Genomic DNA, 23422 nt, shown 5'->3' on the forward strand with positions numbered 1-23422 from the left:
ATTCAGAATACCGCGTCATGCCGGGCGCGATCGCGGACTTCCGCTAGCGTCGATGCAATGGACGATCGATATAGTGCAGACGTGCTTTCCCCCGGGTGGCGCGACGCGGGCCGCATCATTATTCCGACGCAGGAAGCCGTCCGAGACCTGGTTGTAGAAGAAATCACCACTGGGTTTTGTGGTGCCGTCATTCGTGTGGAAAAGAAGATTGTCACCCTCGAAGACAGGCATGGCAAGCTGCGACTGTTTCCGCTCGGTTCTGGTTTTCTGATCGACGGACGTCCCGTCACACTGATTGCACCGACCATGGCCGCCGCCCTGGGTCGGGTGCGCACGGCTTCAGGCTCGACCGCCGTGCCCAACGTGCCCGCTCGCGTCGCGCGCGCCAGTCGCATCTTTGTCGAGGGGCGACACGATGCCGAACTGGTGGAAAAGATCTGGGGCGCGGACCTGCGCCTCGAAGGCGTCGTCGTTGAATATATCGAGGGGGTCGACAACCTCGATGCGATCCTCCGTGAATTCCGACCGAGCTCGTCACGTCGGGTGGGCGTGTTGGTAGACCACCTCGTGCCCGGGTCCAAGGAGAGTCGCATCGCGGAGGCCGCGGCGCGCGGGCCGTTCGCTGCGAACGTGCTCGTGGTGGGGCATCCGTTCGTCGACGTGTGGCAATCGGTAAAACCAGCCCGGGTCGGCCTCAATGCCTGGCCCGAGGTCCCGCGGAGCATCGAGTGGAAACACGGCATCTGCGACGCGCTCGGCTGGCCGCACGAGGAACAGGCCGACATCGCCAGGGCCTGGCAGCGAATTCTCGGCCAGGTGCGCACCTTTGCCGATTTGGAACCACAACTTTTAGGGCGCGTGGAGCATCTGATCGACTTCGTGACAGCAGAATGACACGCCGTAACCAGTTTCGGCCAACGGGCGTTCGGGACCGTGCCGGGCACTGGTCGCCCCGGAGTTCAGGCGAATTTGCTCGTAAACGTAACACTTTCATGTCAAAAAGGCTGGGAACTTTGAAACCGTCCAGACTTGTGGGCTAGTGTTGGACACGAAGTTGTAGTGCTTGCACGTCTTAAACGCATCGACTGTGATTCAACTGGATCGCGGTTTGTGCGCCACATTCCTTTCGGAAGCGGACGACGAATACCGCGACGAACGGTCCCGACAGTCGGGGCCGGTCTTACACTCCTGGAGGAGTTTTACAAATGGCAACAGGTACCGTGAAATGGTTCAACGCTGAAAAGGGCTTCGGCTTTATCGCACCCGACGACGGAAGCGCCGATGTTTTCGCGCACTACTCCGCGATCGCGTCGAATGGCTACAAGTCCCTCGATGAGAACCAGAAGGTCGAGTTCGAGGTAACCCAGGGCCCCAAGGGTCCTCAGGCCGAGAACATCCGCGCCCTCTAAATAGAGCTTGCGAAGAACGCCTCCCGCTTTTGCGGGGGGCGTTCTTGCTTTAATGCTGGATGGGTATGAGCACGTGCTGTTTGAGGGCGCCCGTGGCGTCGGTAAACGCGAGCGGGCCCGGCCGATCCGCCCTACTTCACCAGGTCTTGCCAACCGTCGCCATCGACATACTCGAAGATCAGGTTCGTTTCGGTGTGAGCGACGGCCGGATGCTCCGCGAGGTGTTCCAGCACAAAGTCACGCAGGTGTGAGGCATCCGCTGCGGCAACGTGCAACAGGTAGTCGTCGGCGCCGGCGGTGTGGAACAGCCCGATTACGCCCGGCCAGTGCGGGGCGGCGTTGCGAAAGTCATCGATCTGCACCCTGGCGTGCTTGGCCAGTCGCACGGAGATGAGTGCCTGCAGGCTCGCACCGAGCGCAGCCAGGTCGATGTTGGCCCGGTAACCACGAATGTGACCGAGCTGCTGCAGGCGGCGCAGGCGCAGGGACACCGTGGACTCGGCGACGCCGATTTCGCTCGCCAGGGCCGCCCCCGAAGCCCTGGCGTTGACCGACAGGGCGCGCAACAGCGCGCGATCAACCCGGTCAAGTTCCGGCTTCTTCGATTCCATTAACAAACTCCCTCGTTACCAAGGAGTTTATGCGATTCGAGCAAAAGAATTGCAAGGGTCTGCAGTGACACCTGTGTGAGGACATAGAACCTGTTTCTGTGTGGGGACGCTGCCACCGTCGTCACATATTAAGACTCTTGTCGTGCATACCGGGATGGCCCCCCGTCGTTTGATCGGGCGACAATGTGCGGTCGCCAGGTCGCTACCTCTAACGCACTGATTAGATCGGTGTAGCCGCGGCCCGGACCAGCGCTAGCTGCGCCCGAGGCGGCGGCGGAGCAGGTCAATGCGCATCTGTAGCTGGGTGACGCTAGCCTGGGCGACGGCCGGGCCACCGCACAGCCGACGGAGTTCGGCGTGAATCATGCCGTGCGGTTCGTTGGCGAGTTTGGACCACATGCCTACAAGACTCGACAGCAGCGTGCGCTGTTCTTTGAGAGTGCGATATAGGGGCGGCGGCTCGAGCGGGGCGATGTCGCCCGTCACCGGATCCTTGCGCTTGTCGGTCGACCGTTTCGACTGACGGGACTGGCGTTGCCGCAGCAACTCCGACACCTGTTCCGGCTCGAGCAGACCGGGAATACCGATGAAGTCGAATTCTTCGTCGGTGCCCGGCTCGGCGAGCTCTCCGAACTCGTCTCCGTCAAACATGACCATGTCAAAGGTCGCCTGGGAGTCAAGCGCCTGCCAGGTGAGATCGTCCTCGCCGAGATCGTCGGAGGCCTTGTCTTCCTTGTTCGCTGCAGCGACCATGGCGTCTTCGGGGTTGTACATACCGTCGCCGTCGTCGTCACGGTTGCTGCGGTCGAGGGCGTGGTCCCGCTCGAGTTCGAGCGCGTTGGCAAGGCTGAGCAGGCCGGGAACGTTCGGCAGAAAGATGGATGCCGTCTCACCACGCCGGCGAGCCCGCACGAACCGGCCGATCGCCTGTGCGAAGTACAGCGGGGTGGCCGCACTGGTGGCGTAAACGCCGACGGCGAGGCGCGGAACGTCGACGCCCTCCGACACCATGCGCACGGCAACCATCCACCGACGGGTGTTCTTGGAAAACTCGTCGATGCGGTCACTCGACTCCTTCTCGTCGGAGAGCACGATCGTGACGGGTTCACCGCAGATGTCCTCGAGAATGACCGCATAGGCACGAGCGGCGGTCTGGTCGGTGGCAATGACGAGACCACCGGCATCCGGGATGCCGTGCCGCACCTCGGTCAGACGAGAGTTCGCGGCGCGCAATACCGACGGAATCCATTGCCCGCTGGGCTCGAGCGCCGTGCGCCAGGCCTGGCTGGTGATGTCCTTGGTATTGCCCTCGCCGAGCTTGGCTTCCATTTCATCACCGGCCCTGGTGCGCCACTTCATATGCCCCGCATAGACCATGAACATCACCGGGCGAACCACGCCATCGGCGAGGGCGCGGCCATAGCCGTAGGCATAGTCGCTTTGCGACATGCGGATACCGTGCTTGTCAGGCAGGTAACTGACGAAGGGAATCGGCGCGGTGTCGGACCGGAACGGGGTACCGGTCAGCGACAGGCGTCTGGCAGCCGGACCGAAGGCCTCCCGGATCGCGTCGCCCCAGCTCAGGGCGTCTCCCCCGTGGTGGATCTCATCGAGGATGACAAGGGTGCGACTCGACTCGGTGAGCTGTTTGTGCAGGGCGGCGCGAGCCGCTACCTGCGCGTAGGTCACGACGACACCGTGATAGTGGCTGCCATAGCTGCGGTCTGCGTTCTTGAACATCGGATCGAGACGGATGCCCGCGCGCGCTGCGGCATCTGCCCACTGGTTCTTGAGATGCTCGGTGGGCGCAACGACAGTGATGCGGTCGATGGTGCGGCGGGAACGCAGTTCGGCGGCTAGTCGCAGGGCGAATGTGGTCTTGCCGGCGCCCGGCGTAGCCGCGGCCAGAAAGTCGCGAGGTTCGTGCACGAAATAGGCTTCCAAAGCTTCGGCCTGCCAAGCGCGCAACTTGCCGGCCGTACCCCAGGCCGCGCGTTCGGGGAAGGACGGCGACAGGTGTTCGGCTGCACTCGTTCCCTGGGCGGGACCGAAAACCGATGGAGTATTCACTTCTTACAAATCTACCAAAGCCCACCGGCGTTCGCGTGCGCCGGGTTCGACCAGCGGGGGCTGTTCCGACAGACTGGGTCGATGACGACGCAACAGCATCCATGGTCGCGCTACGTCGCCCTCGGCGATTCGTTCACCGAAGGCATCGGTGATCCCGAACAGAAGAGTCCCGGCGGGCACCGGGGCTGGGCCGATCGGGTGGCCGAGATCTTGAGCGACGGCACCGAGGATTTCGCTTACGCCAACCTGGCTGTGCGCGGCAAACTCATTGGCCAGATTGCCGACGAACAGATCGAGCCGGCCCTGGCCCTGCGCCCCGACCTGATCACAATTTCGGCCGGCGGCAACGACGTGATTCGGCCAGGAGCCGACCCGGACCTTATAGCCGCCCGCTGTGAGGCAGCGATTTCGCAGCTGCGCCGGGACGGCGCGACGGTCGTGCTGTTCACGGGAGCCGACCTGGGATTTTCTCCCGTCTTTCGCAGCATCCGCGGTAAAGTCGCGATCTACAACGAGAATCTGCGGGCCATTGCCACGAAGTACGACTGTCTCGTGGCCGATATGTGGCAGCTCACGGAAATTCGGGACCCGCGGATGTGGGCGCCCGACCGGCTACACCTGAATGCACTTGGGCATCACACCGTGGCACGCATGGTCCTGGACACCCTCAACGTGAAGAATTCACTCGCGCCGAGCGAACCAGAACCGATGCTCGGTACCAACTGGCGCCAGGCTCGCACAGAAGATCTGGCCTGGGCGCGGGAATACCTTGTTCCCTGGGTACTGCGCCGGATACGTCACCAGTCCTCCGGCGACCATGTGACGCCCAAACGACCAGACGCCGGCCCCTTCACCCGGCCGACGGTCTGACCCGCTGCGCCGGCGCCGGACGTTTGCGAAAACGGCGAGTTCGGCGCACTGAGGTCAACCGGCGGCGAGCTCGCCGGGGTGCCCCATGCGCCAGGCCGGACCGGGATCCGTGAGGGTGCGCTGCAATTCGAGCGGCACGGTCACCGTAGTGGGCATTGCAGTACCGATCGTGAAGGACACCTCGCCGACCTCGTCGCCGGCCCGGCCGAGTTGCACGTCCTTGGCCGTGGCGGCCCCCGCGATCGGTGAGTCCGACCAGACCAGAACCGATGCCGCCCGCTCGGCGACAATGTCGCTCACGTCGCCCCACTGAGTCGTGTAGCTGCCGAACACTGCGCCTTCTTCGGCCAAGACGACCTCGTGGAAGCCAGGCTGGATGCTTGCGATCAGCGCGGCGATCGCAGAATTAAGCTCGGAGTGCGTGTCCCCCCCGAGAACCACGCCAACAAGGGTGACCGCGCTGCTTCCGATAGTGAAATCGGTCGAGAACAACAGGCAGGCACCGGCAACATCCGTTGTGCCCGTCTTGATGCCGTCGACGCCACCGCGGCCGAGCAGCTTGTTCGTGTTGGTAATGGTTCCGATGACCGGTAGGACCGCCGACGGGAGGGCTACGATTTCGGCGAGTGCCGGGTGGCCGACGACGAGCTTGCCGATCTCCACCAGGTCGGCCAGGCTGCTCACGCTCGACGCGGAGAGGCCGCTCGTGTCGGCGATGCTGGTCTGGGTCAAGGCGTTGTCGGCCAGCCAGGTTTTCGCGGCCTCCAGGTAGTTGTCCACGGATCCGTACGCCCACACTGCGAGGGAAGACGCATAGTTGTTAGCCGACGGCAGCAGCATCGCCTCAAAAGCCTCACGTTGAGTGAGCACCATTCCAGAGACGACGGGTGCCACCGAACCATTCTCGGCGAGCGCGTCGTAGTATCTGTCCACGTCGGCGTCGGTAAAGGTAATTTCGGGTCCGCCCTCGCCGGCACCGAGTGGCTTGGCATCGAGGATGACCAGGGCCGTGACCATTTTTGCAATGCTCGCGATCGGCACCGTGTCCTGCTCGCCGGTCGAGGCCAGAACACCGGGAAAACCGACCGCGCCGATAGCGCTCGCGCCGAAGGCCGGCCAGGCCGGTGCAGCCGCCGGTTGGGAGAGAGCGCCCGGCTGCACGATCGATGCGGTGCTGGGCGGTACAGGAGCCAGGTTGGTGGCGCCGACGTAGCCGATTCCGCCCAGCACAATGAGGAGAACGCTGAAGACGGCCAGTCTTCTGCGCCGGAGGAGCACACGCCGGGAGGGAGACATCCGATTAGCCTAACTTCTTCGTATCGTGCAGCCGGCCCGCCGAGATCACGAGCGCACTCGCAGGGCGTAGAGCGCGACCGCGCTGGCCGAAGCAACGTTGAGCGAGTCGACGCCGTGCAGCATGGGAATTGTCACGACCGTGTCGGCGGCAGCCAAAGCGTGCTGGCTGAGCCCATCACCCTCGGCGCCGAGGATGATGGCGAGTCGTTCGGGCACCGCCTCGGCGAACATGTCGAGGGAGACCGCATTGTCGGCCAGCGCCAGGGCGGCCAGATGAAATCCCGCAGCGTGCAACAGCGGGGTGGCCACGCTCCACTCCGGCAGACGAGTCCACGGTACCTGCAGCACCGTGCCCATGCTCACACGCACGCTTCGCCGGTAGAGCGGGTCTGCGCAGCGCGGGGTGATCAGCACGGCATCAGCACCGAGCCCGGCAACCGAACGAAATATGGCGCCAACGTTGGTGTGGTCGACGATGTCTTCGAGGATCACGATGCGGCGGGCGTTTGTCAGCAGTGCTTCGACCGGTTCCAGCACCGGGCGGTGCATGGCGGCGAGGGCGCCACGGTGCAGGTTGTAGCCGGTGAGCTGCTCCAGCACGCCCGGCTCCCCCACGTAGACCGGCACGTCGGGCCAGTCGACCAGCAGTCTCTCGGCGTCAGGCATCCACTGTTCCTGAATAAGCAGGGACCGGGGCCGATGCCCGGCGTTCAGCGCCCGCGCGATAACCTTGGGCGACTCAGCGATATACAGCCCGCCGGCTGGTTCGAGAACCCGCCGCAGGGCGACATCGGTCAACCGCGAATAGTCGGCGAGACCCGCACTGGACAGGTCGGTAATGCGGGTGATCTGCACGAAGAAGTGCCTTTCGAGACGAGTGGTTGAGCTCAAGCCTGACAGGTGGGTAGCCAAACAGGAAAACAGACGAGTTTAGAATCAACTCACGGGCATATGGTTCATCCCGTCCCTGCGTGAAAGGAGCACCGATGACAGCCGACTCGGCCCCGCCCAGCGAAACAACGCTGGTCGACGCGCTCGAGCCCGTGGGCGGTCCCAATGCCGCCGCTGTGCTCGCCTCGACGGTCGCCCTTGACTCCGAGCGGGCAGTGGATGCTGTGGCCACCCTGTTGCGCGGCAAACGTGCCGCCGTACTCACCGGCGCCGGCCTCAGCACCGATTCCGGCATTCCGGACTATCGCGGTGAGGGCGCGCCGATCCGCACTCCGATGACCTTTCAGACTTTTATTGCCGACGAACGATCGCGGAAACGCTACTGGGCTGGCAGCCATTTGGGTTGGCGAGTGTTTCGCCAGGCTGAACCCAACCTCGGGCATCGCTCGCTGGTGTACTTGGAAAACGCCGGTGCCATCGCCGGTGTCATTACCCAGAACGTAGATGGCCTGCATACCCGGGCCGGCTCACGCCATGTCGTCGAACTGCACGGCTCCCTCGACCGGGTGATCTGCCTGGCCTGTGGCCAGGCGTTCGGCCGAGACAGTATCGCTGCGAGACTCGAAACCGATAACCCCGTACTCCGCGACCCGGAGAGCATTCGGATAGCTCCCGATGGCGATGCCGACGTGGGAAACATCGATGACTTCGTCGTGCCGAACTGCACGGTTTGCGGGGGCATGCTCAAGCCCAACGTCGTATTTTTCGGTGAGCTCGTTCCCACGGAAACATTTCTTGAGGCATCCGCTTTGATTCAGGGTGCCGACGCCCTCATCGTGGCCGGATCTTCGCTGGCCGTGAATTCCGGCATCCGCTTGGTGGAACAGGCTCGCCGGCGCAAGCTGCCCATCATTGTCATCAACCGCGGCGTCACCAAGGGTGATGGGCGTGCGCTGCACAAACTCGAAGCCGGAACCTCCGAAACCCTCGCGGCCCTGACCGAACGTCTGCTGGGCTGACCGTTGGTGTCCGCCCCGCGAAGCGCCGATCCGACTGGTGGACCACGTACGACTATTTTCTCAATCGTGCGCCACGGCCAGACCGATTGGAATCTGCACCACCGCATTCAGGGCCGCACGGATATCCCGCTCAATGCTGCTGGGCGGGCGGAGGCTGTTGCAGCAGCGGCACGCCTGAAGAACCGACGTTGGAATGCGATAGTAACCAGCCCGCTGCTGCGCGCCACTGAATCGGCCACAATCATTGCCGCCGAACTCGGACTGGACGAACCCGAAGTGGTTGCCTCCCTCACCGAACGCCACCACGGCGCCATCGAGGGGCTCACCTTCGCTGAACGCCAGCACCGGTTTCCCGACGGCATGGCCGTTCCCGGCCTCGAAACTCGCAGCGACGTCGTCGACCGGGTACTCGCATCGTTGGCGGCATTGGCCGACGTTCGCGCCGGGCAGTCCGTTCTGGTGTTGAGCCATGGCGGGATCATTGGAACGTTGCTGCGTCACCTCACCGACGGCGATCGCCCGAGGCACGGCGAGTTCATCGCCAATGGCTCGGTGCACGACTTTCGGTGGGAGAACGATCAGCTATCACTGACCCACTTCGAGGCGACGACCCGATCGCCCGGCGAGCGCGGCGAGACCGCACCGCCGATAGCGTCCTGACCCTCGACGTCTAAACGTCCGGAGGTGCTGTGTCGGAGGGAGGCACTCGGTCTCCCGTTCCGCGACGCGACCGGTCGAGTTGCGGTACCCGCTACGCGATGGGTTTCGTCCCCGCCAGCACCCGGAGCAGCGTGCGAGCTGACGCCGCCCAGGTGAACCGAGCGGCCTGTTCGATCGATAGGGCCGAGCGCGTTTGCCACTCCCCCTGCATCGCCAGGCGACGCACGGCTGCAGCGAGTGCGTCAGCACTGCGCGGATCGAAGTACAGCGCGGCAGCTCCGCCGATCTCACGAAAGATGGGAATATCACTGACCACGACGGGTATGCCGAGGCTCATCGCCTCGACCAGGGGAATTCCAAAGCCTTCATCGAGCGAGGCGGTCACGAGTGCCGTCGCCGAGCGCACCAGGCGGTGATACTCCTCATCGGTCACCCCGTCATGGAAGACCAGCCGGGCTTGCGGTACCAACCGGGTCAGCCGCGCCCGTTCGGTCGCCGATACCCGGCTGAGCAGGTGCAGCTCGTAATCTGGCAGGTCGGCCAGAGCCATGACCAGCGTGTCGAGGTTCTTGTAGGGCATGAAAGACCCCATGTAAATCAAGCGGGTCGTTTCCGGGACACTTCGGTGGGTGGGGACGCCGGGAACGGTGTTGGCGGCGTTCGGCACCACGGTGACCGGCCGCCGGGTGAGGTGATGCTCGGAAATCAGTGAACGGGTGGTCTCGGAAACGGTCACGATGCCGTCGGCGCCGTTCAGCAGCATCCGTTGTGGCCACCAGGAGAGGTGGTAGGCGCGCCAAAGCAGTCGGATCCACGGTGAGAGGTCATGCGGGGGTGTGCGGTTGCGGTAGTAGATGAGGTCGTGCACGGTCAGGAACAGCCGGTATTTGCGGCCCCAGGACCCCATGGTCTGCATGGGGCTGAACACAACGTCAGGCTGCAGTCGGTTGACCGTCAGGGCGATGAGTGGTTCGAACAGACTGGTCGGGGCACGCACGAGCTGCCAGGGCAGGGCGGGCAGCATCCCGAGTTGGCGGTGGTCACTGATCAGCATGGTCAGCGGATGCAACCGACCCAGTTCGGCGACCAGGCCAGCAGTGTATCGGCTGATGCCGTCGTGGTGATCCAACCGCACGTAGCGGCAATCGACAACAATTCTCATGCTGGTCGAACCTCAGCGAGAAATTCACGGATGAACTCGGCGGCAGGTTTCGGCTTCTCGTAGTGGATGAGGTGGCCGACCCCGTCGATGACCCGCAGCGTCGAGTTGGGAAACAGCGACTGCAGTCGGTGCTGCGCGGCAAGCGGCGTGATGTCATCTTTGTCGGCCGCGATCAACAGCGTGGGCTGCCGGATTCGCGCAGCGAACTCGCTCACGTCGTGACTGACCGAAGCAGCGAACGCCTCCATCACGACCCGCCGGTTGGCGAAGGCACTGAAGTACCGGTCGTGCTGGTTGTGAATCCAGCGCCGCAGGGCCGGATCACGCGTCTTGGCCATGCTCACGCTCATGATGCGTACGATGGCCCGGTTCTGCAGCAGCGCATAGCCCCAACGATCCGGCAGACTCGCGGCACTCCAGTAGTAGAACACGGCCAGTCGGGTCAGCACACCGCGCGGCCCGGACAGTGCCGGCGCGGCGATCGGATTGACCAGTATGACGTCGTGCGCGACCAGTCCGTCGGCCACGGCCGCAGCGACCACGATTGAGCCAAAGGAATGACCCAGCACGACCAGCCGCCCAGCCGGCGCCAACAGGTGGATAAACTGCTGGAGCCAGTTGGCGTATGCCTCCAACGAGTGCACGCCGCCGGGCAGCGGCACCGACTCGCCAAAACCGGGCAGGTCGGGTGCCACGATGCGCAGGTCAGCCGGATTTACGCCGTCGCCCAACAGTTCAGCCACGACCAATTGCAGACCGTGGTGATCTCCCCGAAACCCGTGCACCAGTACGAGGGTTGTCGCTGCGGCGGGGTCGCCGTAGTCCCAGTACCGCGTGTCCGCACTCTGGCGGTCACTGCCGGGAACGGATGCGGTGAGCTCACGCACCGGCAGGCGCCGCAAAAGCTTGTCGTAGGGAGAAGAAACGATCATCGGCCCTAGTTTAGGCGCGACACTTACGCAAGGCTGGACGTGCATCGGGGTGGCCGATCTAGACTCAAGCCACCACACGCGTCGAGAGAGCCCTTTCGCGCGGACGGAAGGAAAGCCGTGAGCTTCACCGCACCCATCCAGCTGCCCGGTTTGGCCCTCGATCCGCGGTGGTACCGCCGCGCCGTCTTCTATGAGGTGATGGTTCGGTCGTTCGTCGACAGTAATGCCGACGGTTCCGGAGACCTGTCCGGCCTCGTGTCGAAGCTCGATTACCTGCAATGGCTCGGCATTGACGCACTGTGGATTCCACCGTTCTTCAGCTCACCGTTGAAAGACGGCGGCTACGACGTGGCCGATTACCGCACCATTTTGCCGGAATTCGGCACCCTCGAGGAATTCAAAGACCTCGTGACCAAGGCACACGAACGCAACATGCGCATCGTGATCGACTTTCCACTAAATCACACGTCCGACCAGCACGAATGGTTTCAGCAATCCCGTGAGGACCCTGATGGGCCCTACGGAGATTTCTACGTGTGGAGCGACACTGACGAGCGGTACCCCAACATTCGCATCATCTTCACGGATACCGAGGAATCGAACTGGGCTTTCGACCCGGTGCGTCGGCAATTCTTCTTCCACCGCTTCTTCTCGCACCAGCCCGACCTCAATTTTGAGAACCTGGCCGTGCAGGAAGCCATTTTTGATGTCATACGGTTCTGGCTCGATCTTGGTGTCGATGGCTTTCGACTGGATGCGATTCCGTACCTGTTCGAGTCCGACGAGGGCAACGGCGAGGGTGAACCGCCCACCCACGAGTTCGTCAAGCGGCTACGCGCCATGGTCGATCGGGAATATCCCGGCCGAGTCATGATCGCCGAAGCCAATCAATGGCCGCGCGAGGTTGCCGCATTCTTTGGTACCGACGAAGAACCGGAATGCCACATGGCCTTCGATTTTCCGGTGATGCCGCGCATCTTCTACTCCCTGCGTTCCCAGCAAGCCAACGAACTCGTGCGCGTTCTCTCCGAAACGACCGACATTCCTGATGGTGCCGGCTGGGCCGTGTTTCTGCGCAACCACGACGAGCTCACCCTGGAAATGGTGAGCGAGGAGTACCGCCAGGCCATGTACGGCTGGTACGCCTACGATCCACGAATGCGCGCCAATATTGGCATTCGCAGACGACTGGCCCCCCTGCTCGATAACTCCCGAGCCGAACTCGAGCTGGCCCATGCCCTGCTCTTTGCCCTTCCCGGTAGCCCGTTTCTCTATTACGGCGACGAGATCGGAATGGGCGACAACATCTGGTTGTCTGACCGGGACAGTTCCCGTACGCCGATGCAATGGACCCCTGATCGCAATGCCGGCTTTTCCGATGCCGATCCCGGCAAACTGTTCCTGCCCATCGTGCAGTCCCTCGTCTACAACTTCACGCAGACCAACGTGGAGTCACAACTAGCCCAATCCGGTTCACTTTTGCACTGGATTCGCAACGTGATCCATGTACGCAAAGCACATCCGACCTTCGGGCTGGGCGGCATCCGTGTGCTCAACACCAACCACGAATCCGTACTCGTTTTCATCCGGAACTATGCCGGCTCCGGTTCCATGTTCGGCGATCAGCCAGAAACGGTGATGTGCGTGTTCAGTTTCTCCCACAACCCCGTCGCGTTCACGATCGATGACGTTGACATGGCCGGGACGCGGCTGTACGACCTGTTCGGCGGCGCAGTCTTTCCCAGTTTCGATAATGAAGGCTCTCTCACCCTCACGCTCGGGGCGCAGAGTTTTTACTGGCTGCACTGCGGCTGACCACGTCGGCCGTTTCGCTGGCCCGATCGGGCTGAACTCCGCGGGAACATTCATTGTCACGATCGTGCGCAGGACGTATCCTTGAAGTACGCAAGCCATCCAACGCCTGGAGGCAGGTCGTGGCTGAATGGACCAGTACCGAAGTCGGTGTCGAGGACACTGCTTTGTGCGCCCATTTTCTTGAGGCCTTGCCCGTGAACGGCGCTGCCGTCTCGGTTTTCGGCGGCGCCGTACCCGAAACCATTGTCTGTGCCACCGATCGCCTCGCCGCTCGGCTCGACGAACTGCAGTTCGATCTCGGCGAGGGACCGCGTTGGGAAGCCGCCCGAACGCGACTTCCCGTCTTGGAGCCTCGGGTTCGCGAGGTGGAGCATCCGTTGTGGCCGGTATTCCACATGGCACTGATGGACACTACGGTCCAAGCGCTCTACGTCTTCCCCCTCATTCTCGGCGCGCTCAATGTCGGTATCGTCGAGCTGTACAGCACCACCCCGGGAGCATTTGATCGCACAGACCGTGCAAAAGCATTGGTACTGGCCAACGAGACCGCCTGGAACCTGCTCGACCATCTGCTCCGAGTGCAGGAGGCCGCCACCGGTGCAACGTCGTTGACGTCCACAGCCCCTGCGGAGTCTCCACTGTCGCGCCGGGAAATTCATCAGGCCACCGGCATGGTGCTCGTGCAGATGAACGTCACGCCGACGGATGCCCTATTGCTGCTGCGCGCCCACGCCTTCTCCCACGGTAAAACGGTGCGCGCCATTGCAGGTGACGTGGTCGCACGGCGTCTGCACTTCAGCCCGCAAAACACCGAGTTATAGTCTTCCTCGGTGCCAATTCACCGGTGCCAATTCACTCGGTACTAATTCACTCGGTGCGAATTCACTCGGGACAACTGACTAATTTTCAGTAAAGGTTCTAGACTTTCTTCATGGTCACCATGGCTCGCGCCTCACTGGTGAGCGCCGCCTTCATGAAGTTGACGGACACTCTCGTGGGCGAATATGACGTTTTTGATGTGCTTCATACCCTGGTCGAGGCGTGCGTCGAAGTGCTCGACGCCACCGCCGCTGGCATACTGCTGGCCGACCCGGGTGGGGAGCTCCAGGTCGTAGCCTCTACCAGCGAAGAAAGCTACCTGGTGGAGGTTCTGCAACAGCGGGCTGGCGCCGGTCCGTGTGTGGACTGCTATCTCACTGGCAAAGTCGTCACTCTGGGCGACATCAGAACGTATTTGGACACCTACCCAGACTTTGCGGCCGCCGCTTTGTCGCAGGGATTTCGCTCAGTGCATGCCATTCCGATGCGGGTCCGCCATCGGTCAATCGGTGCACTCAACCTGTTCCGCTCCGATACCGGCGACGTCACCCCCGAAGACGCCGCGATCGGGCAGGCCATGGCCGATATCGCGACCATCAGTATTCTGCAGGAACGCACGGTGCGAGAAGACGCCGTCGTCAATGAACAGTTGCAGCGCGCCCTGAACAGTCGCATTCTGATCGAACAGGCCAAGGGGGTCATCGCCCAGGTCAGCACGGTCGACATGGACGAAGCTTTCAAACGACTGCGAGCGGATGCTCGGGCGAACAATCGCACGATGCGCGAGAGTGCCGAAGACGTTATCAACCGTAGCGTGCAACTTTGATTTCACCCCACAACCCCCGCTCCCCGGGCCGCCGAAGCAGAGCCCCGGCTCGCGCAGCAGAACGTGTCGGCGGTCGCCCCTAGGGTGGGGGTATGAGCACTTGGAGCGATCACCTCGCCGTATTCGACCTTGAAACTACCGGCATCGACGTAGAAACATGCCGCATTGTGTCGGCCACTGTCGCCGTTATCGACGCGAGCGGTACGGCCGTTGAGCGCATCGACTGGCTGGTCGATCCGGGCATCGACATTCCCGCCGGCGCGACCAACGTGCACGGAATCACGACAGAGCATGCCGTAGAGCACGGCCGCACGGCAGCCGAGGCGGTGGCCGAGATCGTCGGCGCACTGCGTGGTCATCTGAGCGACGGCCTGCCGATCGTGGCCTACAACGCCCCCTACGATCTCACCCTGCTCGACCGTGAAGCCCTGCGCTATGGCATCGCCCCCCTGATCTCCCCCAGCCCGGTCGTTGATCCGCTCGTCATCGACAAAGCCGTCGATAAGTATCGAAAAGGCAAACGCACCCTGGAGGTCACGAGCGCGTTCTACGGAGTCAGCCTGGAGGAAGCACACGATGCCGGAGCCGATGCAATCGCCGCCGGTCGTGTCGCCCAGGCAATTCACCGGGCACACGAAGGTGCCCTGCCCACCACTCTCGACGAGATGCACGCGCTGCAGGTCACCTGGTATCGCCAGCAGGCCGAAAGCTTCCAGGAGTACATGCGGCGCGGCCGCGACCCCGAGTTTCTGGCTGACACTGCCTGGCCCCAGCGTTGATTCCGTACTTGTTGCTCAGGTCTTTGTTGACCAGAAAAATTAATGTAATGCAATAGCCGGACTGGCCTCAGTACTGGGCCTGCTGGCAGAAGAAAAGAGCGACCAGCCGAAGCTGGTCGCTCTTTTCTTCTAAAACTGGACGTCTGCAAATATCTGGTGCTATTTGCCGAACCCCTTGTAACGCGAGTTGAACTTCTCGACGCGGCCGGCGGAGTCCATGATGCGCTGTTTGCCCGTGTAGAACGGGTGCGATTCGGAGGAGATTTCCACGTCGATGACCGGGTACGTGGTTCCGTCTTCCCACTCGATGGTCTTCTTGCTGGAGACCGTCGAACGGGTCAGAAAGGTCGCGCCGGAGGCGAGGTCGCGGAAAACGACGGCAGCGTACTCGGGATGAATGTCAGACTTCATGAAAATTTCCTTTTGCACTTCTGGTGAACAGACTTGTAACTGGTCACAGTGCTGTTCGATTGTTGGGCACCGCTCGCCGTATGCCCAAATGACAACGCCAAGCCGGTTGGCCTGATGGCCAGCCCCTTACTTTAGCAGAACTTACTTTGGCGGGAACTCCTCGGCGTTGAAGCCTTCTGTTGGAGCGTTCCGTTTAGACAGCGCGCGCCCCGAAGCGGCCGTCGTTCTCGGTGAGTTCAATGTTCAGGCCGAACGTCTCGCTCAGAGCCGTCGCGGTGAGCGCCGTGCCGATTGGTCCGGCCGAGACGACCTTGCCGCCGGACAGTAGCAGCACATGGGTGAATCCAAGTGGAATCTCTTCAACGTGGTGAGTGACCATGATGATGGCCGGCGAATTGGGTTCCTGGGCGAAGCCGCTAAGAAGCTGCAGCAGCGCTTCCCTGGCGCCGAGGTCGAGGCTCGCAGCTGGCTCGTCGAGTAAAAGAATTTCCGGGTCGGTCATGACTGAGCGGGCGATCTGGACCCGTTTCTGTTCTCCGTCGCTCAGGGTGCCGAATTTGCGGTCGGCAAGATGATCGAGATTCCATTCCTGCAATACGCGCTGGGCTCGTCGTTCATCAATGGTTTCGTATTCTTCGTTCCACCGGCCGGTTACCGAGTAGGCCGCCGTCATGACAACGTCGAGGACCTTCTCATTGGCGGGGACTTTGCGTGCCATTGCAGTCGAGGCGAACCCGATCCGGGGCCGCAGCTCGAAGACATCCGTACCGCCAAGGGTCTCATCGAGTACCTCGGCCTGACCGGTCGACGGATGCATAAAAGCTGCGGCAATCTGTAACAACGTGGTCTTGCCGGCCCCATTCGGGCCAAGGATGACCCACCGTTGGTCGTCGTCGACGCTCCAATTCACTGAGTCGAGGATGGGGGTGCCACCCCGGACGACCGAGACGTCGGTGAAATGCAAAACGTTGACCATACAGCCATGTTATCGGGCGGGGTCGACGCAGAAATACGCCGGGCCCACCCCAGGAGCGAGACCGCCACCCCTGACGGGGTGAGTCAAAGTAGAGACGCGTAGATCTCCCGAGTGCGGGTGGCGATTTGGCTCCAGCCGAACTCGCGCTCGGCGCGCAGGCGGCCAGCACGTCCCATTTCAGCCGCTCGGACCGGATCGCTCACCACCTCTGTCAGGATGCGGGCCAGGTCAGCGACGAATTGATCGGGATTCAGTGGCGTGCCCGTGCCGTCGGTGAGCTGCTCAATCGGCACCAGCCGCCCGGTATGACCGTCGGCGACGACCTCGGGGATACCACCGGTAGCGGTACCGACAACTGCCAGTCCACAGGCCATTGCCTCGAGGTTGACGATTCCCAGTGGTTCGTAAATGGACGGGCAAACGAAGACTGTGCCGTGCGTCAGCACCGCGGCGAGCTCTGGTTGGGCGAGGAGTCGGTTGATCCAGACGACCCCCGACCGTTCCCGCTGCAACGCCTCGACGCCAGCGGTCACTTCGGCCAGGATTCCTGGAGTGTCCGGCGCTCCGGCACACAGTATGAACTGCACCTCTGGAGGCAGCAACGCGGCGGCACGTAACAGGTACGGCAGACCCTTTTGCCTGGTGATGCGACCGACGAACACGACTGATGGTCGTTCAGGGTCGATGCCAAGCTCCCGGACGAAGTCTGCGTCGAGTCTGGGCTTCCAGCGGTCAAGGTCAATACCGTTGTACACCGTGTGCACCCGACTCTCATCAAGTGCCGGGTAGCTGCGCAGAATATCGCGCCGCATGCCGTCGCTGACGGCGATCACGGCATCCGCTGCCTCGAAGGCCGTTTTCTCGATCCAGCTCGAGACGCGGTAGCCCCCGCCAAGCTGCTCGGCCTTCCACGGCCGCAGGGGTTCGAGACTGTGGGCCGTGACGACGTGCGGGATTCCGTGCAGCATCTTCGCGAGGTGCCCGGCCGCATTGGCATACCAGGTGTGCGAGTGCACGAGGTCGGCATCAGCGGCGTCCTGGGCCATCTGCAGGTCAACGCCGAGGGTACTCAGGGTGGCGTTGGCGCCGGCCAGCTGCGCCGGAACTTCATAGGCAAAGGTGTCGGTATCGGTGCGGGGCCCACCGAAGCACCGCACCGACACGTCAATATCTTCACGAAGAGCACGCACGAGTTCCATCACGTGAACGCCCGCTCCCCCGTAGATTTCCGGGGGGTATTCCTTGGTCATCAGATCCACTCGCATGGAGCAAAGGTAGCGCAGCCGAACCCGACGCACATCCGCCGTGCAACTCGAGCTGCCCGGTTGGCCCTACTCTGTACACATGAAAGCCAAGAAAATCTTTGGAATCGTACTCGCAGGTGGTGAGGGAAAACGGCTGATGCCGCTGACCGAGGACCGCGCCAAGCCAGCGGTACCCTTTGGAGGGCATTACCGCCTGGTGGATTTTGCCCTGTCCAACCTGATCAATTCGGGCCTCACCCAGGTCGTTGTGTTGACGCAGTACAAGTCACACAGTCTCGACCGCCACGTCTCCCAGACTTGGCATGTCTCCGGTGGTTTGTCTAACTCGTACATCGCATCCGTGCCCGCTCAGCAGCGGCTCGGCAAGCGCTGGTTCAGCGGATCGGCCGACGCGATTCTGCAGAGTCTGAATCTCATCCACGACGAGAAACCCGACATCGTTGTCGTCGTCGGTGCCGACCATGTTTACCGCATGGATTTCAGCCAGATGATCGAAGCGCACATCGCGTCTGGCCTGTCGGCCACGGTCGCCGCGATTCGCCAGCCCATCGGCCTAGCCGACCAGTTCGGCGTCATCGAAGTGGATGCCGCCACGCCTGGCCTGATCTCCGATTTTCGTGAGAAGCCCAAGGACGCCGTCGGGCTTGCCGACGCCCCCCACGAGGTGTTCGCTTCGATGGGAAACTATGTCTTCAACACCGATGCCCTGATCGAGGCGGTACTGCGCGATGGTGAGCGTACCGATTCGAGCCATGACATGGGCGGTGACATCATTCCCGATTTTGTCTCCCGCGGCGACGCCGGTGTGTACGACCTCCAGCGCAATGTGGTACCAGGGTCAACCGATCGCGATCGGTACTACTGGCGCGACGTGGGAACGATCGACTCGTTCTTCGAGGCCCACCAGGACCTTATTTCGGCGCTTCCCGTGTTCAACCTGTACAACCACGAGTGGCCGATTTTCAGCATGCAGTTGAACTCGCCGCCAGCAAAATTCGTGCGGGACGGCCGGGGTGCTCTTGGCACCATGATCGACTCGATTGTGTCGCTGGGGTGCGTTATTTCCGGCGCCCACATCGAGCGCAGCGTTCTCGGACCCTGGACTGCGATCGGGTCGGCCTGCGAAGTCGTTGACTCGATCGTGTTTGACCGCGTGCAGATTCGACCCGGTGCGATCGTGCGTCGCGCCATTCTCGACAAGGAAGTCATCGTCGAGGCCGGTGCCACGGTCGGTGTCAATCGTGATCGCGACCTCGCGCGCGGTTTTAGCGTGACTGAATCCGGCATCACCGTCGTCGGCAAGGGCGTGCTCGTTACTCCGTGATCTCCGCTACTGCACCACGATTTCTGGTCGTCCTCGATGCCGACTCGACCCTGATTCAGGATGAGGTGATCGAGTTGTTGGCGGATGCCGCCGGCTCGCGAAATCTCGTGGCCGACGTGACCGAACGTGCAATGCGTGGCGAACTTGATTTCGCCGAAAGCCTGCGCGAACGAGTTTTAACCCTGGCGGGACTGCCCGACGCCGTGTTTGCCGAGGTGGCCCAGCGCATCCGCCCGACTGAGGGGGTGCACGAGCTGATTGCCGGTATTCATGCCGGAGGGGGCATCGTCGCCGTGGTGTCCGGCGGCTTTCACGAGTTGCTCGACCCCCTCGCGGCCGACCTCGGTGTGGACCATTGGCGTGCCAACCGACTTGAAGTCGAAGCCGGCCGTTTGACCGGGCGGGTCTTCGGACCAATTATTGACGCCGAGGCGAAAGCGGTCGCCCTGCGCGAATGGGCGGCACAAAACGGCATCGCCCTGTCGCAGACCATCGCAGTCGGGGACGGCGCCAACGACCTGCACATGATGGACGCCGCCGGACTCGCCGTCGCGTTCAACGCCAAGCCACGGGTCAAGCGTGAGGCCGACCTCGTGATCGACCGCTGCAATCTCAGTCAGGTACTGCCGTTGCTGGGTTTGCGCGGCTGATACGGCTGCACCGCTTCGCTGTTTGCTCAGTGGCCCATTCCCAAGCCGCCATCGACGGGGATAACGGCACCCGAAATGTACCCGGCATCGTCGCCGGACAGCCAGGTGACGACACGAGCAACTTCTAGCGCAGTGGCAAAGCGACCGGCCGGAATGTTGCGCTTGTAGTCCGCCTGCTGTGCTTCGGGAAGAGCAGCGGTCATATCGGTTTCGATAAAACCTGGAGCGACGACGTTGGCGGTAATGCCGCGAGCACCGAGCTCGCGTGTGATCGAACGGGCCAGGCCGATCAGCCCGCTCTTCGATGCCGAATAATTCACCTGGCCTGCGGAGCCATAGAGTCCGACGACGCTGGATATGAGGACGATCCGTCCGTAGCGAGCTTTGAGCATGCCCTTGCTCGCCCTTTTGACCACGCGAAACGCCCCGCTGAGGTTCGTGTCGATCACCGAGGTGAAGTCATCATCGGACATGCGCATGAGCAGTGTGTCACGGGTAATTCCAGCGTTCGCAACGACGACCTCAACCGGACCGTATGTCGCCTCAATCTCGGTGAACGCTGCATCGATCGACGCAGCATCGGTCACGTCGGCGCGCACGGTGAGGCTGCCGGCCGGTCCGTGACCAGACCGTGAAGTCACAGCGACGCGGTGGCCCTGGGCGAGAAATTCTTTCGCGATGGCAAAACCGATACCGCGGTTACCGCCGGTGACGAGCACTGTTCGAGCCGTTGTCATAAAGTTCCTCTTCTGTTGTGAACCGAGCTGTGGGCTGCCGAAGGCGAGTTTTACAAAATACCCGGCAGATTCAAGTTTAAGGCGTGCAGGAATCAGGTCACACAGTCGTAGGCTGGTTGAGGCGGGTTATCCCCCCGCTGACCAACCCGCTGACCCACTGACGAACCCGATGGACCCATGAAGCAGCAGTCGATCACCTCGCTCCCCGCCTCCCCGGAGGTTGAGCGACGCAACCGGATGATCAAGTACTCCATTGCGATGGGAGTGCGTATCATTTGCATTGTGCTCATGCTGTTCGTGCAGGGCTGGTGGCTGCTGATCTGCGCCATCGGTGCGATTGCGCTTCCCTACTTCGCTGTCGTGGTCGCGAACGTAAAGATAACCCCACGCGGTCCCGAAGTGTTACGGCCCGGCACCGTCGCGACGTACCGCAACACCGATGATGAGGCTAAGTGAACGCTCGCGAGGCCGCTGAGCGCGGTCCGATGATCGGACTGGGCGCTCCGCTGCAAACATCTACCTGCTCGCGCGCCGACTGCCGAAATCCAGGACGTTGGCGCCTCGATTGGCGCAACCCACGCATCCACTCGACCGACCGCCTCAAAACCTGGCTGGCCTGCGACGATCACGTCGACTACCTGCGTGAGTTTCTGGCCGCCCGTGATTTTCCCCTGAGTGTGAGCATGCTTGGGTCTACCGGACCAGAGCACGTTGGAGATACGCAATGACGGGCTGGCAGTTCGCTTTCAGCCGACGCTGGGCCGGGTATCTGGCACTCACCATTCTCTTCGCGGCGGTGTGTTCCGGACTCGGCGTTTGGCAACTCGCCCGGCGTGATCAAGCACTTACCGAGCTGTTCAAGATCGAATCCAATTTTGACGCGAACCCCGTTCCCATCGCCGAAGCGCTTCCCGATCTGACAGCTTTCGACGAATCCCAGAAGTGGATGCCGGTGGAACTTACCGGTACCTATCTTGTCGACGACGAGATGCTCGCGCGGAACCGCCCCCTCAACGTTAATCCGGGCTTTGAAGTTCTGACCCCGCTACTGCTTTCCAATGGCACGATTTTCATCGTCAATCGCGGCTGGTTGCCGACCGGCCAGGAGCAGGATGCTCCCGACACGGTCCCGGCACCGCCAAGCGGAACCGTAACCGTCGTAGCCCGACTCAAAGCCACCGAACCCGACCTGCCCGGCCGCACGGCGAGCGGCAATCAAGTCGCGACGATTAACCTCACGTCTATTGCCGAGCGGCTCAACCAGCCCACCTACACCGGTGCGTACGGTCTGATGGACTCGGAAAGCCCCTTGCCTAGCGAGGAACGTCCGACCGCTGTCGTCAAACCGATACGCGACGAGGGTCCCCACCTGTCGTATGCCTTCCAGTGGTTTGTGTTCGGCCTGCTCGCCTTCATCGGCCTCGGCTGGGCACTACGCGAGGAATACCGCAGCGTGAACGCCGAAGATCCAGAAGAACGCGCACGCGCGGACGAGCGTGCCCGCAAGCGGGCGGCAAAACCGCGTAACGATGCGGAAATTGAAGACGCTTTGCTCGACGCCAACTGACCTAATCGAAAGAAACGTCAGGCGACGTCGCTCGGTGCTGCGTGCGGCCGGGCGAACGCGTACTGAGTTTTCTCCCGTGGGCGTCACACGCGAGCAGCCCCCGGTAGACCTCGAGCAGCGACGCAGCCGACCGGGCCCATTTCAGACCAAGTGCGCGCTCCCGCGCCGCCACTGAGAGTTGCCGCGCCCGCTGCGGATCGGTCAGTACGTCAGCGATCGCGTCGGCCCACACCAGTGGCTCACGCGATTCCAGCACCAGACCGGTCACCCCGTCAGCAACGGCTTCACGCAGGCCGCCGGATGCTGCGGCAATGACGGGCACACCGCTCGCGGCAGCTTCGAGGGCAACGAGCCCGTAGGTTTCCGAGTGAGACGGCACCAGCACGAGCCGGGCACCCCGAAACAGGGCGCTCATATTGACCCTGGACTGCGGACCGATCAGATCAAGCTCATCTGTAAGCCCGACCCGCTCGGCGATCGCCCTCAACTCGTCAACGTAGCCGTCGTAGTCGGCCGAAGCAGCACCGGCGATCACGAGCGTCGGACGAATGGCCGCCGGCACGGCTGCGACTGCAGCAATGGCCAGGTCGAGGCCTTTGAGGGGTTGCAGGCGGGCTGCGACGAGGACGTAACCGCGGCCGTCGCCCTGTACCGCCAGATCAACCGGCATGCTCGGCGAGAACATGCTGCTGTCGACACCGGGCGGCACAATGGCCGTGCGGTCTACGGCACCGCCCAGCCGCCCAGTGATCGTCGCCGCCTCGGACGCGCTGATCGCGACGAGTGAATCCGATTCACGTGCCAGCCATGCCTCACCGAGCATCCGTCCCGGTGACTCGGCACGCTCCCCCGCCGAGAGCGGCGTCGATTCGTCGGCAGCGATGCTGTGGAAGCTTTGTACGTGCGGAACGCCCCATTTCCGCGCTACCGGCAAAGCGGCCATGCCGGAAAACCAGTGATGCGAGTGGACAATGTCCCACGGCGGTCTTGCCGCCAGCTGGGCCGAAAACTTCTCGATCCAGTGTTCGTGGTCGCCCTTCGGCAGTGCAGTTGCCGGACCCGCGTCAAGAAACTCCAGGATCACGCCCGGAGCCAGCTCCATCGCTCTTGGCTGATTCGCCGCTGAACGGCGGCTCAGAATACTCACGGAGTGCCCCAGGGCTGCAAGAGCTTCCGCTTGATGGCGTACGACGACGTTCATACCGCCCGCGTCACCGGCACCGGGATCCGCACCCGGTGAGGTGTGCAGGCACACCAGCGCGATGCGCAAAGATTTCGCGAGCGGCAACACGCAGGGTTCCTTTGAGTCGAATCCGGCGAGGTACGCCGGATC

At 62.6% G+C, this 23422-nt stretch carries 25 protein-coding genes; 14 read left to right on the forward strand and 11 right to left on the reverse strand.

Annotated elements, in window-relative coordinates:
* Positions 1-57: 57 nt before the first annotated feature.
* Both CXY70_RS12615 and CXY70_RS12620 read left to right on the forward strand, forming a co-directional pair.
* Positions 58-894: a DUF3097 domain-containing protein gene (locus CXY70_RS12615; protein ID WP_104192711.1), complete on the forward strand. Its 837-nt coding sequence runs from the start codon at positions 58-60 to the stop codon at positions 892-894.
* 311 nt (positions 895-1205) lie between these two features.
* Positions 1206-1409: a cold-shock protein gene (locus tag CXY70_RS12620; protein ID WP_035840308.1), complete on the forward strand. Its 204-nt coding sequence runs from the start codon at positions 1206-1208 to the stop codon at positions 1407-1409.
* A 131-nt stretch (positions 1410-1540) separates the two neighbouring features.
* Here CXY70_RS12620 and CXY70_RS12625 read toward each other — a convergent pair whose 3' ends face one another.
* Both CXY70_RS12625 and CXY70_RS12630 read right to left on the reverse strand, forming a co-directional pair.
* Positions 1541-2020 carry an Lrp/AsnC family transcriptional regulator gene (locus CXY70_RS12625; protein ID WP_092107921.1) on the reverse strand — a complete coding sequence of 160 codons (480 nt, stop codon included), beginning with the start codon at positions 2018-2020 and terminating at the stop codon, positions 1541-1543.
* A 252-nt stretch (positions 2021-2272) separates the two neighbouring features.
* Positions 2273-4090, reverse strand: a complete 1818-nt coding sequence (locus CXY70_RS12630) for a DEAD/DEAH box helicase (protein ID WP_104192712.1) — start codon at positions 4088-4090, stop codon at positions 2273-2275.
* An 81-nt stretch (positions 4091-4171) separates the two neighbouring features.
* Between CXY70_RS12630 and CXY70_RS12635 the strand changes: the two genes are divergently transcribed.
* Positions 4172-4960: an SGNH/GDSL hydrolase family protein gene (locus CXY70_RS12635; protein ID WP_104192713.1), complete on the forward strand. Its 789-nt coding sequence runs from the start codon at positions 4172-4174 to the stop codon at positions 4958-4960.
* Positions 4961-5014: 54 nt separating this feature from the next.
* Here CXY70_RS12635 and CXY70_RS12640 read toward each other — a convergent pair whose 3' ends face one another.
* Together CXY70_RS12640 and CXY70_RS12645 are read right to left on the reverse strand one after the other, a co-directional pair.
* Positions 5015-6256, reverse strand: a complete 1242-nt coding sequence (locus CXY70_RS12640) for a D-alanyl-D-alanine carboxypeptidase family protein (protein ID WP_104192714.1) — start codon at positions 6254-6256, stop codon at positions 5015-5017.
* A 45-nt stretch (positions 6257-6301) separates the two neighbouring features.
* Positions 6302-7111 (reverse strand): RNA methyltransferase, encoded by an 810-nt coding sequence (locus CXY70_RS12645; RefSeq protein ID WP_104192715.1) that lies wholly within the window; start codon positions 7109-7111, stop codon positions 6302-6304.
* Positions 7112-7242: 131 nt separating this feature from the next.
* Here CXY70_RS12645 and CXY70_RS12650 point away from each other — a divergent pair, with 131 nt between their 5' ends.
* Together CXY70_RS12650 and CXY70_RS12655 are read left to right on the forward strand one after the other, a co-directional pair.
* Positions 7243-8166, forward strand: a complete 924-nt coding sequence (locus tag CXY70_RS12650) for a Sir2 family NAD-dependent protein deacetylase (protein WP_104192716.1) — start codon at positions 7243-7245, stop codon at positions 8164-8166.
* 66 nt (positions 8167-8232) lie between these two features.
* On the forward strand, positions 8233-8826 hold the full coding sequence (locus tag CXY70_RS12655) for a histidine phosphatase family protein (RefSeq protein WP_233205925.1): 594 nt from the start codon (positions 8233-8235) through the stop codon (positions 8824-8826).
* A gap of 91 nt (positions 8827-8917) precedes the next feature.
* Here the strand turns inward: CXY70_RS12655 and CXY70_RS12660 are convergent, their stop codons facing one another.
* Both CXY70_RS12660 and CXY70_RS12665 read right to left on the reverse strand, forming a co-directional pair.
* Complete coding sequence (locus CXY70_RS12660) at positions 8918-9988, reverse strand: glycosyltransferase family 1 protein (protein WP_104192717.1); 1071 nt, start codon at positions 9986-9988, stop codon at positions 8918-8920.
* Positions 9985-10920: an alpha/beta fold hydrolase gene (locus CXY70_RS12665; RefSeq protein WP_104192718.1), complete on the reverse strand. Its 936-nt coding sequence runs from the start codon at positions 10918-10920 to the stop codon at positions 9985-9987. Before CXY70_RS12665 ends, CXY70_RS12660 begins: the two co-directional genes overlap by 4 nt.
* Before the next feature lie 117 nt (positions 10921-11037).
* On the opposite strand from CXY70_RS12665, the gene treS reads away from it, so the two are divergent.
* The 4 genes from treS to CXY70_RS12685 all read left to right on the forward strand — a co-directional run bounded on the left by treS (position 11038) and on the right by CXY70_RS12685 (position 15159).
* Positions 11038-12735 carry a maltose alpha-D-glucosyltransferase gene (gene treS / locus CXY70_RS12670; protein WP_104192719.1) on the forward strand — a complete coding sequence of 566 codons (1698 nt, stop codon included), beginning with the start codon at positions 11038-11040 and terminating at the stop codon, positions 12733-12735.
* A 119-nt stretch (positions 12736-12854) separates the two neighbouring features.
* Entirely contained in the window at positions 12855-13556 is a 702-nt protein-coding gene (locus CXY70_RS12675; protein ID WP_104192720.1) for a GAF and ANTAR domain-containing protein, read from the forward strand.
* 110 nt (positions 13557-13666) lie between these two features.
* A complete protein-coding gene (locus CXY70_RS12680) occupies positions 13667-14380 on the forward strand; it encodes a GAF and ANTAR domain-containing protein (RefSeq protein ID WP_104192721.1) in 714 nt (237 codons plus the stop codon).
* Between the two features lie 92 nt (positions 14381-14472).
* Positions 14473-15159 carry an exonuclease domain-containing protein gene (locus CXY70_RS12685; RefSeq protein WP_104192722.1) on the forward strand — a complete coding sequence of 229 codons (687 nt, stop codon included), beginning with the start codon at positions 14473-14475 and terminating at the stop codon, positions 15157-15159.
* Positions 15160-15318: 159 nt separating this feature from the next.
* On the opposite strand, the gene CXY70_RS12690 is transcribed toward CXY70_RS12685, so the two are convergent.
* From CXY70_RS12690 to glgA, 3 genes are all read right to left on the reverse strand, one after another.
* Positions 15319-15570 carry a type B 50S ribosomal protein L31 gene (locus CXY70_RS12690; RefSeq protein WP_092107894.1) on the reverse strand — a complete coding sequence of 84 codons (252 nt, stop codon included), beginning with the start codon at positions 15568-15570 and terminating at the stop codon, positions 15319-15321.
* Positions 15571-15763: 193 nt separating this feature from the next.
* A complete protein-coding gene (locus CXY70_RS12695) occupies positions 15764-16546 on the reverse strand; it encodes an ABC transporter ATP-binding protein (protein ID WP_104192723.1) in 783 nt (260 codons plus the stop codon).
* 83 nt (positions 16547-16629) lie between these two features.
* A complete protein-coding gene (gene glgA / locus CXY70_RS12700; RefSeq protein WP_104192724.1) occupies positions 16630-17811 on the reverse strand; it encodes a glycogen synthase in 1182 nt (393 codons plus the stop codon).
* A gap of 79 nt (positions 17812-17890) precedes the next feature.
* On the opposite strand from glgA, the gene CXY70_RS12705 reads away from it, so the two are divergent.
* The gene (locus tag CXY70_RS12705; protein WP_104192725.1) at positions 17891-19135 is read left to right on the forward strand and encodes a glucose-1-phosphate adenylyltransferase; all 1245 of its coding nucleotides are present in this window, start codon (positions 17891-17893) and stop codon (positions 19133-19135) included.
* Positions 19132-19785: a phosphoserine phosphatase SerB gene (gene serB, locus CXY70_RS12710; RefSeq protein WP_104192726.1), complete on the forward strand. Its 654-nt coding sequence runs from the start codon at positions 19132-19134 to the stop codon at positions 19783-19785. The genes CXY70_RS12705 and serB overlap by 4 nt, the downstream gene beginning before the upstream one ends.
* A 26-nt stretch (positions 19786-19811) precedes the next feature.
* On the opposite strand, the gene fabG is transcribed toward serB, so the two are convergent.
* Complete coding sequence (fabG, locus tag CXY70_RS12715) at positions 19812-20522, reverse strand: 3-oxoacyl-ACP reductase FabG (RefSeq protein ID WP_104192727.1); 711 nt, start codon at positions 20520-20522, stop codon at positions 19812-19814.
* Between the two features lie 177 nt (positions 20523-20699).
* Here fabG and CXY70_RS12720 point away from each other — a divergent pair, with 177 nt between their 5' ends.
* From CXY70_RS12720 to CXY70_RS12730, 3 genes are read left to right on the forward strand one after another with little or no spacing between them, the layout of a single operon-like run.
* Positions 20700-20978, forward strand: a complete 279-nt coding sequence (locus CXY70_RS12720) for a DUF3099 domain-containing protein (RefSeq protein WP_104192728.1) — start codon at positions 20700-20702, stop codon at positions 20976-20978.
* Positions 20975-21250 carry a hypothetical protein gene (locus tag CXY70_RS12725; protein ID WP_369852558.1) on the forward strand — a complete coding sequence of 92 codons (276 nt, stop codon included), beginning with the start codon at positions 20975-20977 and terminating at the stop codon, positions 21248-21250. Before CXY70_RS12720 ends, CXY70_RS12725 begins: the two co-directional genes overlap by 4 nt.
* Positions 21247-22089: an SURF1 family protein gene (locus CXY70_RS12730; protein ID WP_104192729.1), complete on the forward strand. Its 843-nt coding sequence runs from the start codon at positions 21247-21249 to the stop codon at positions 22087-22089. Before CXY70_RS12725 ends, CXY70_RS12730 begins: the two co-directional genes overlap by 4 nt.
* Position 22090: 1 nt before the next feature.
* Here CXY70_RS12730 and CXY70_RS12735 read toward each other — a convergent pair whose 3' ends face one another.
* Positions 22091-23380: a glycosyltransferase gene (locus tag CXY70_RS12735; RefSeq protein ID WP_233205926.1), complete on the reverse strand. Its 1290-nt coding sequence runs from the start codon at positions 23378-23380 to the stop codon at positions 22091-22093.
* Positions 23381-23422: the final 42 nt, after the last annotated feature.

The sequence above is a fragment of the Cryobacterium sp. Y82 genome (assembly GCF_002929495.1).
In the GTDB taxonomy this organism is placed as follows: domain Bacteria; phylum Actinomycetota; class Actinomycetes; order Actinomycetales; family Microbacteriaceae; genus Cryobacterium; species Cryobacterium serini.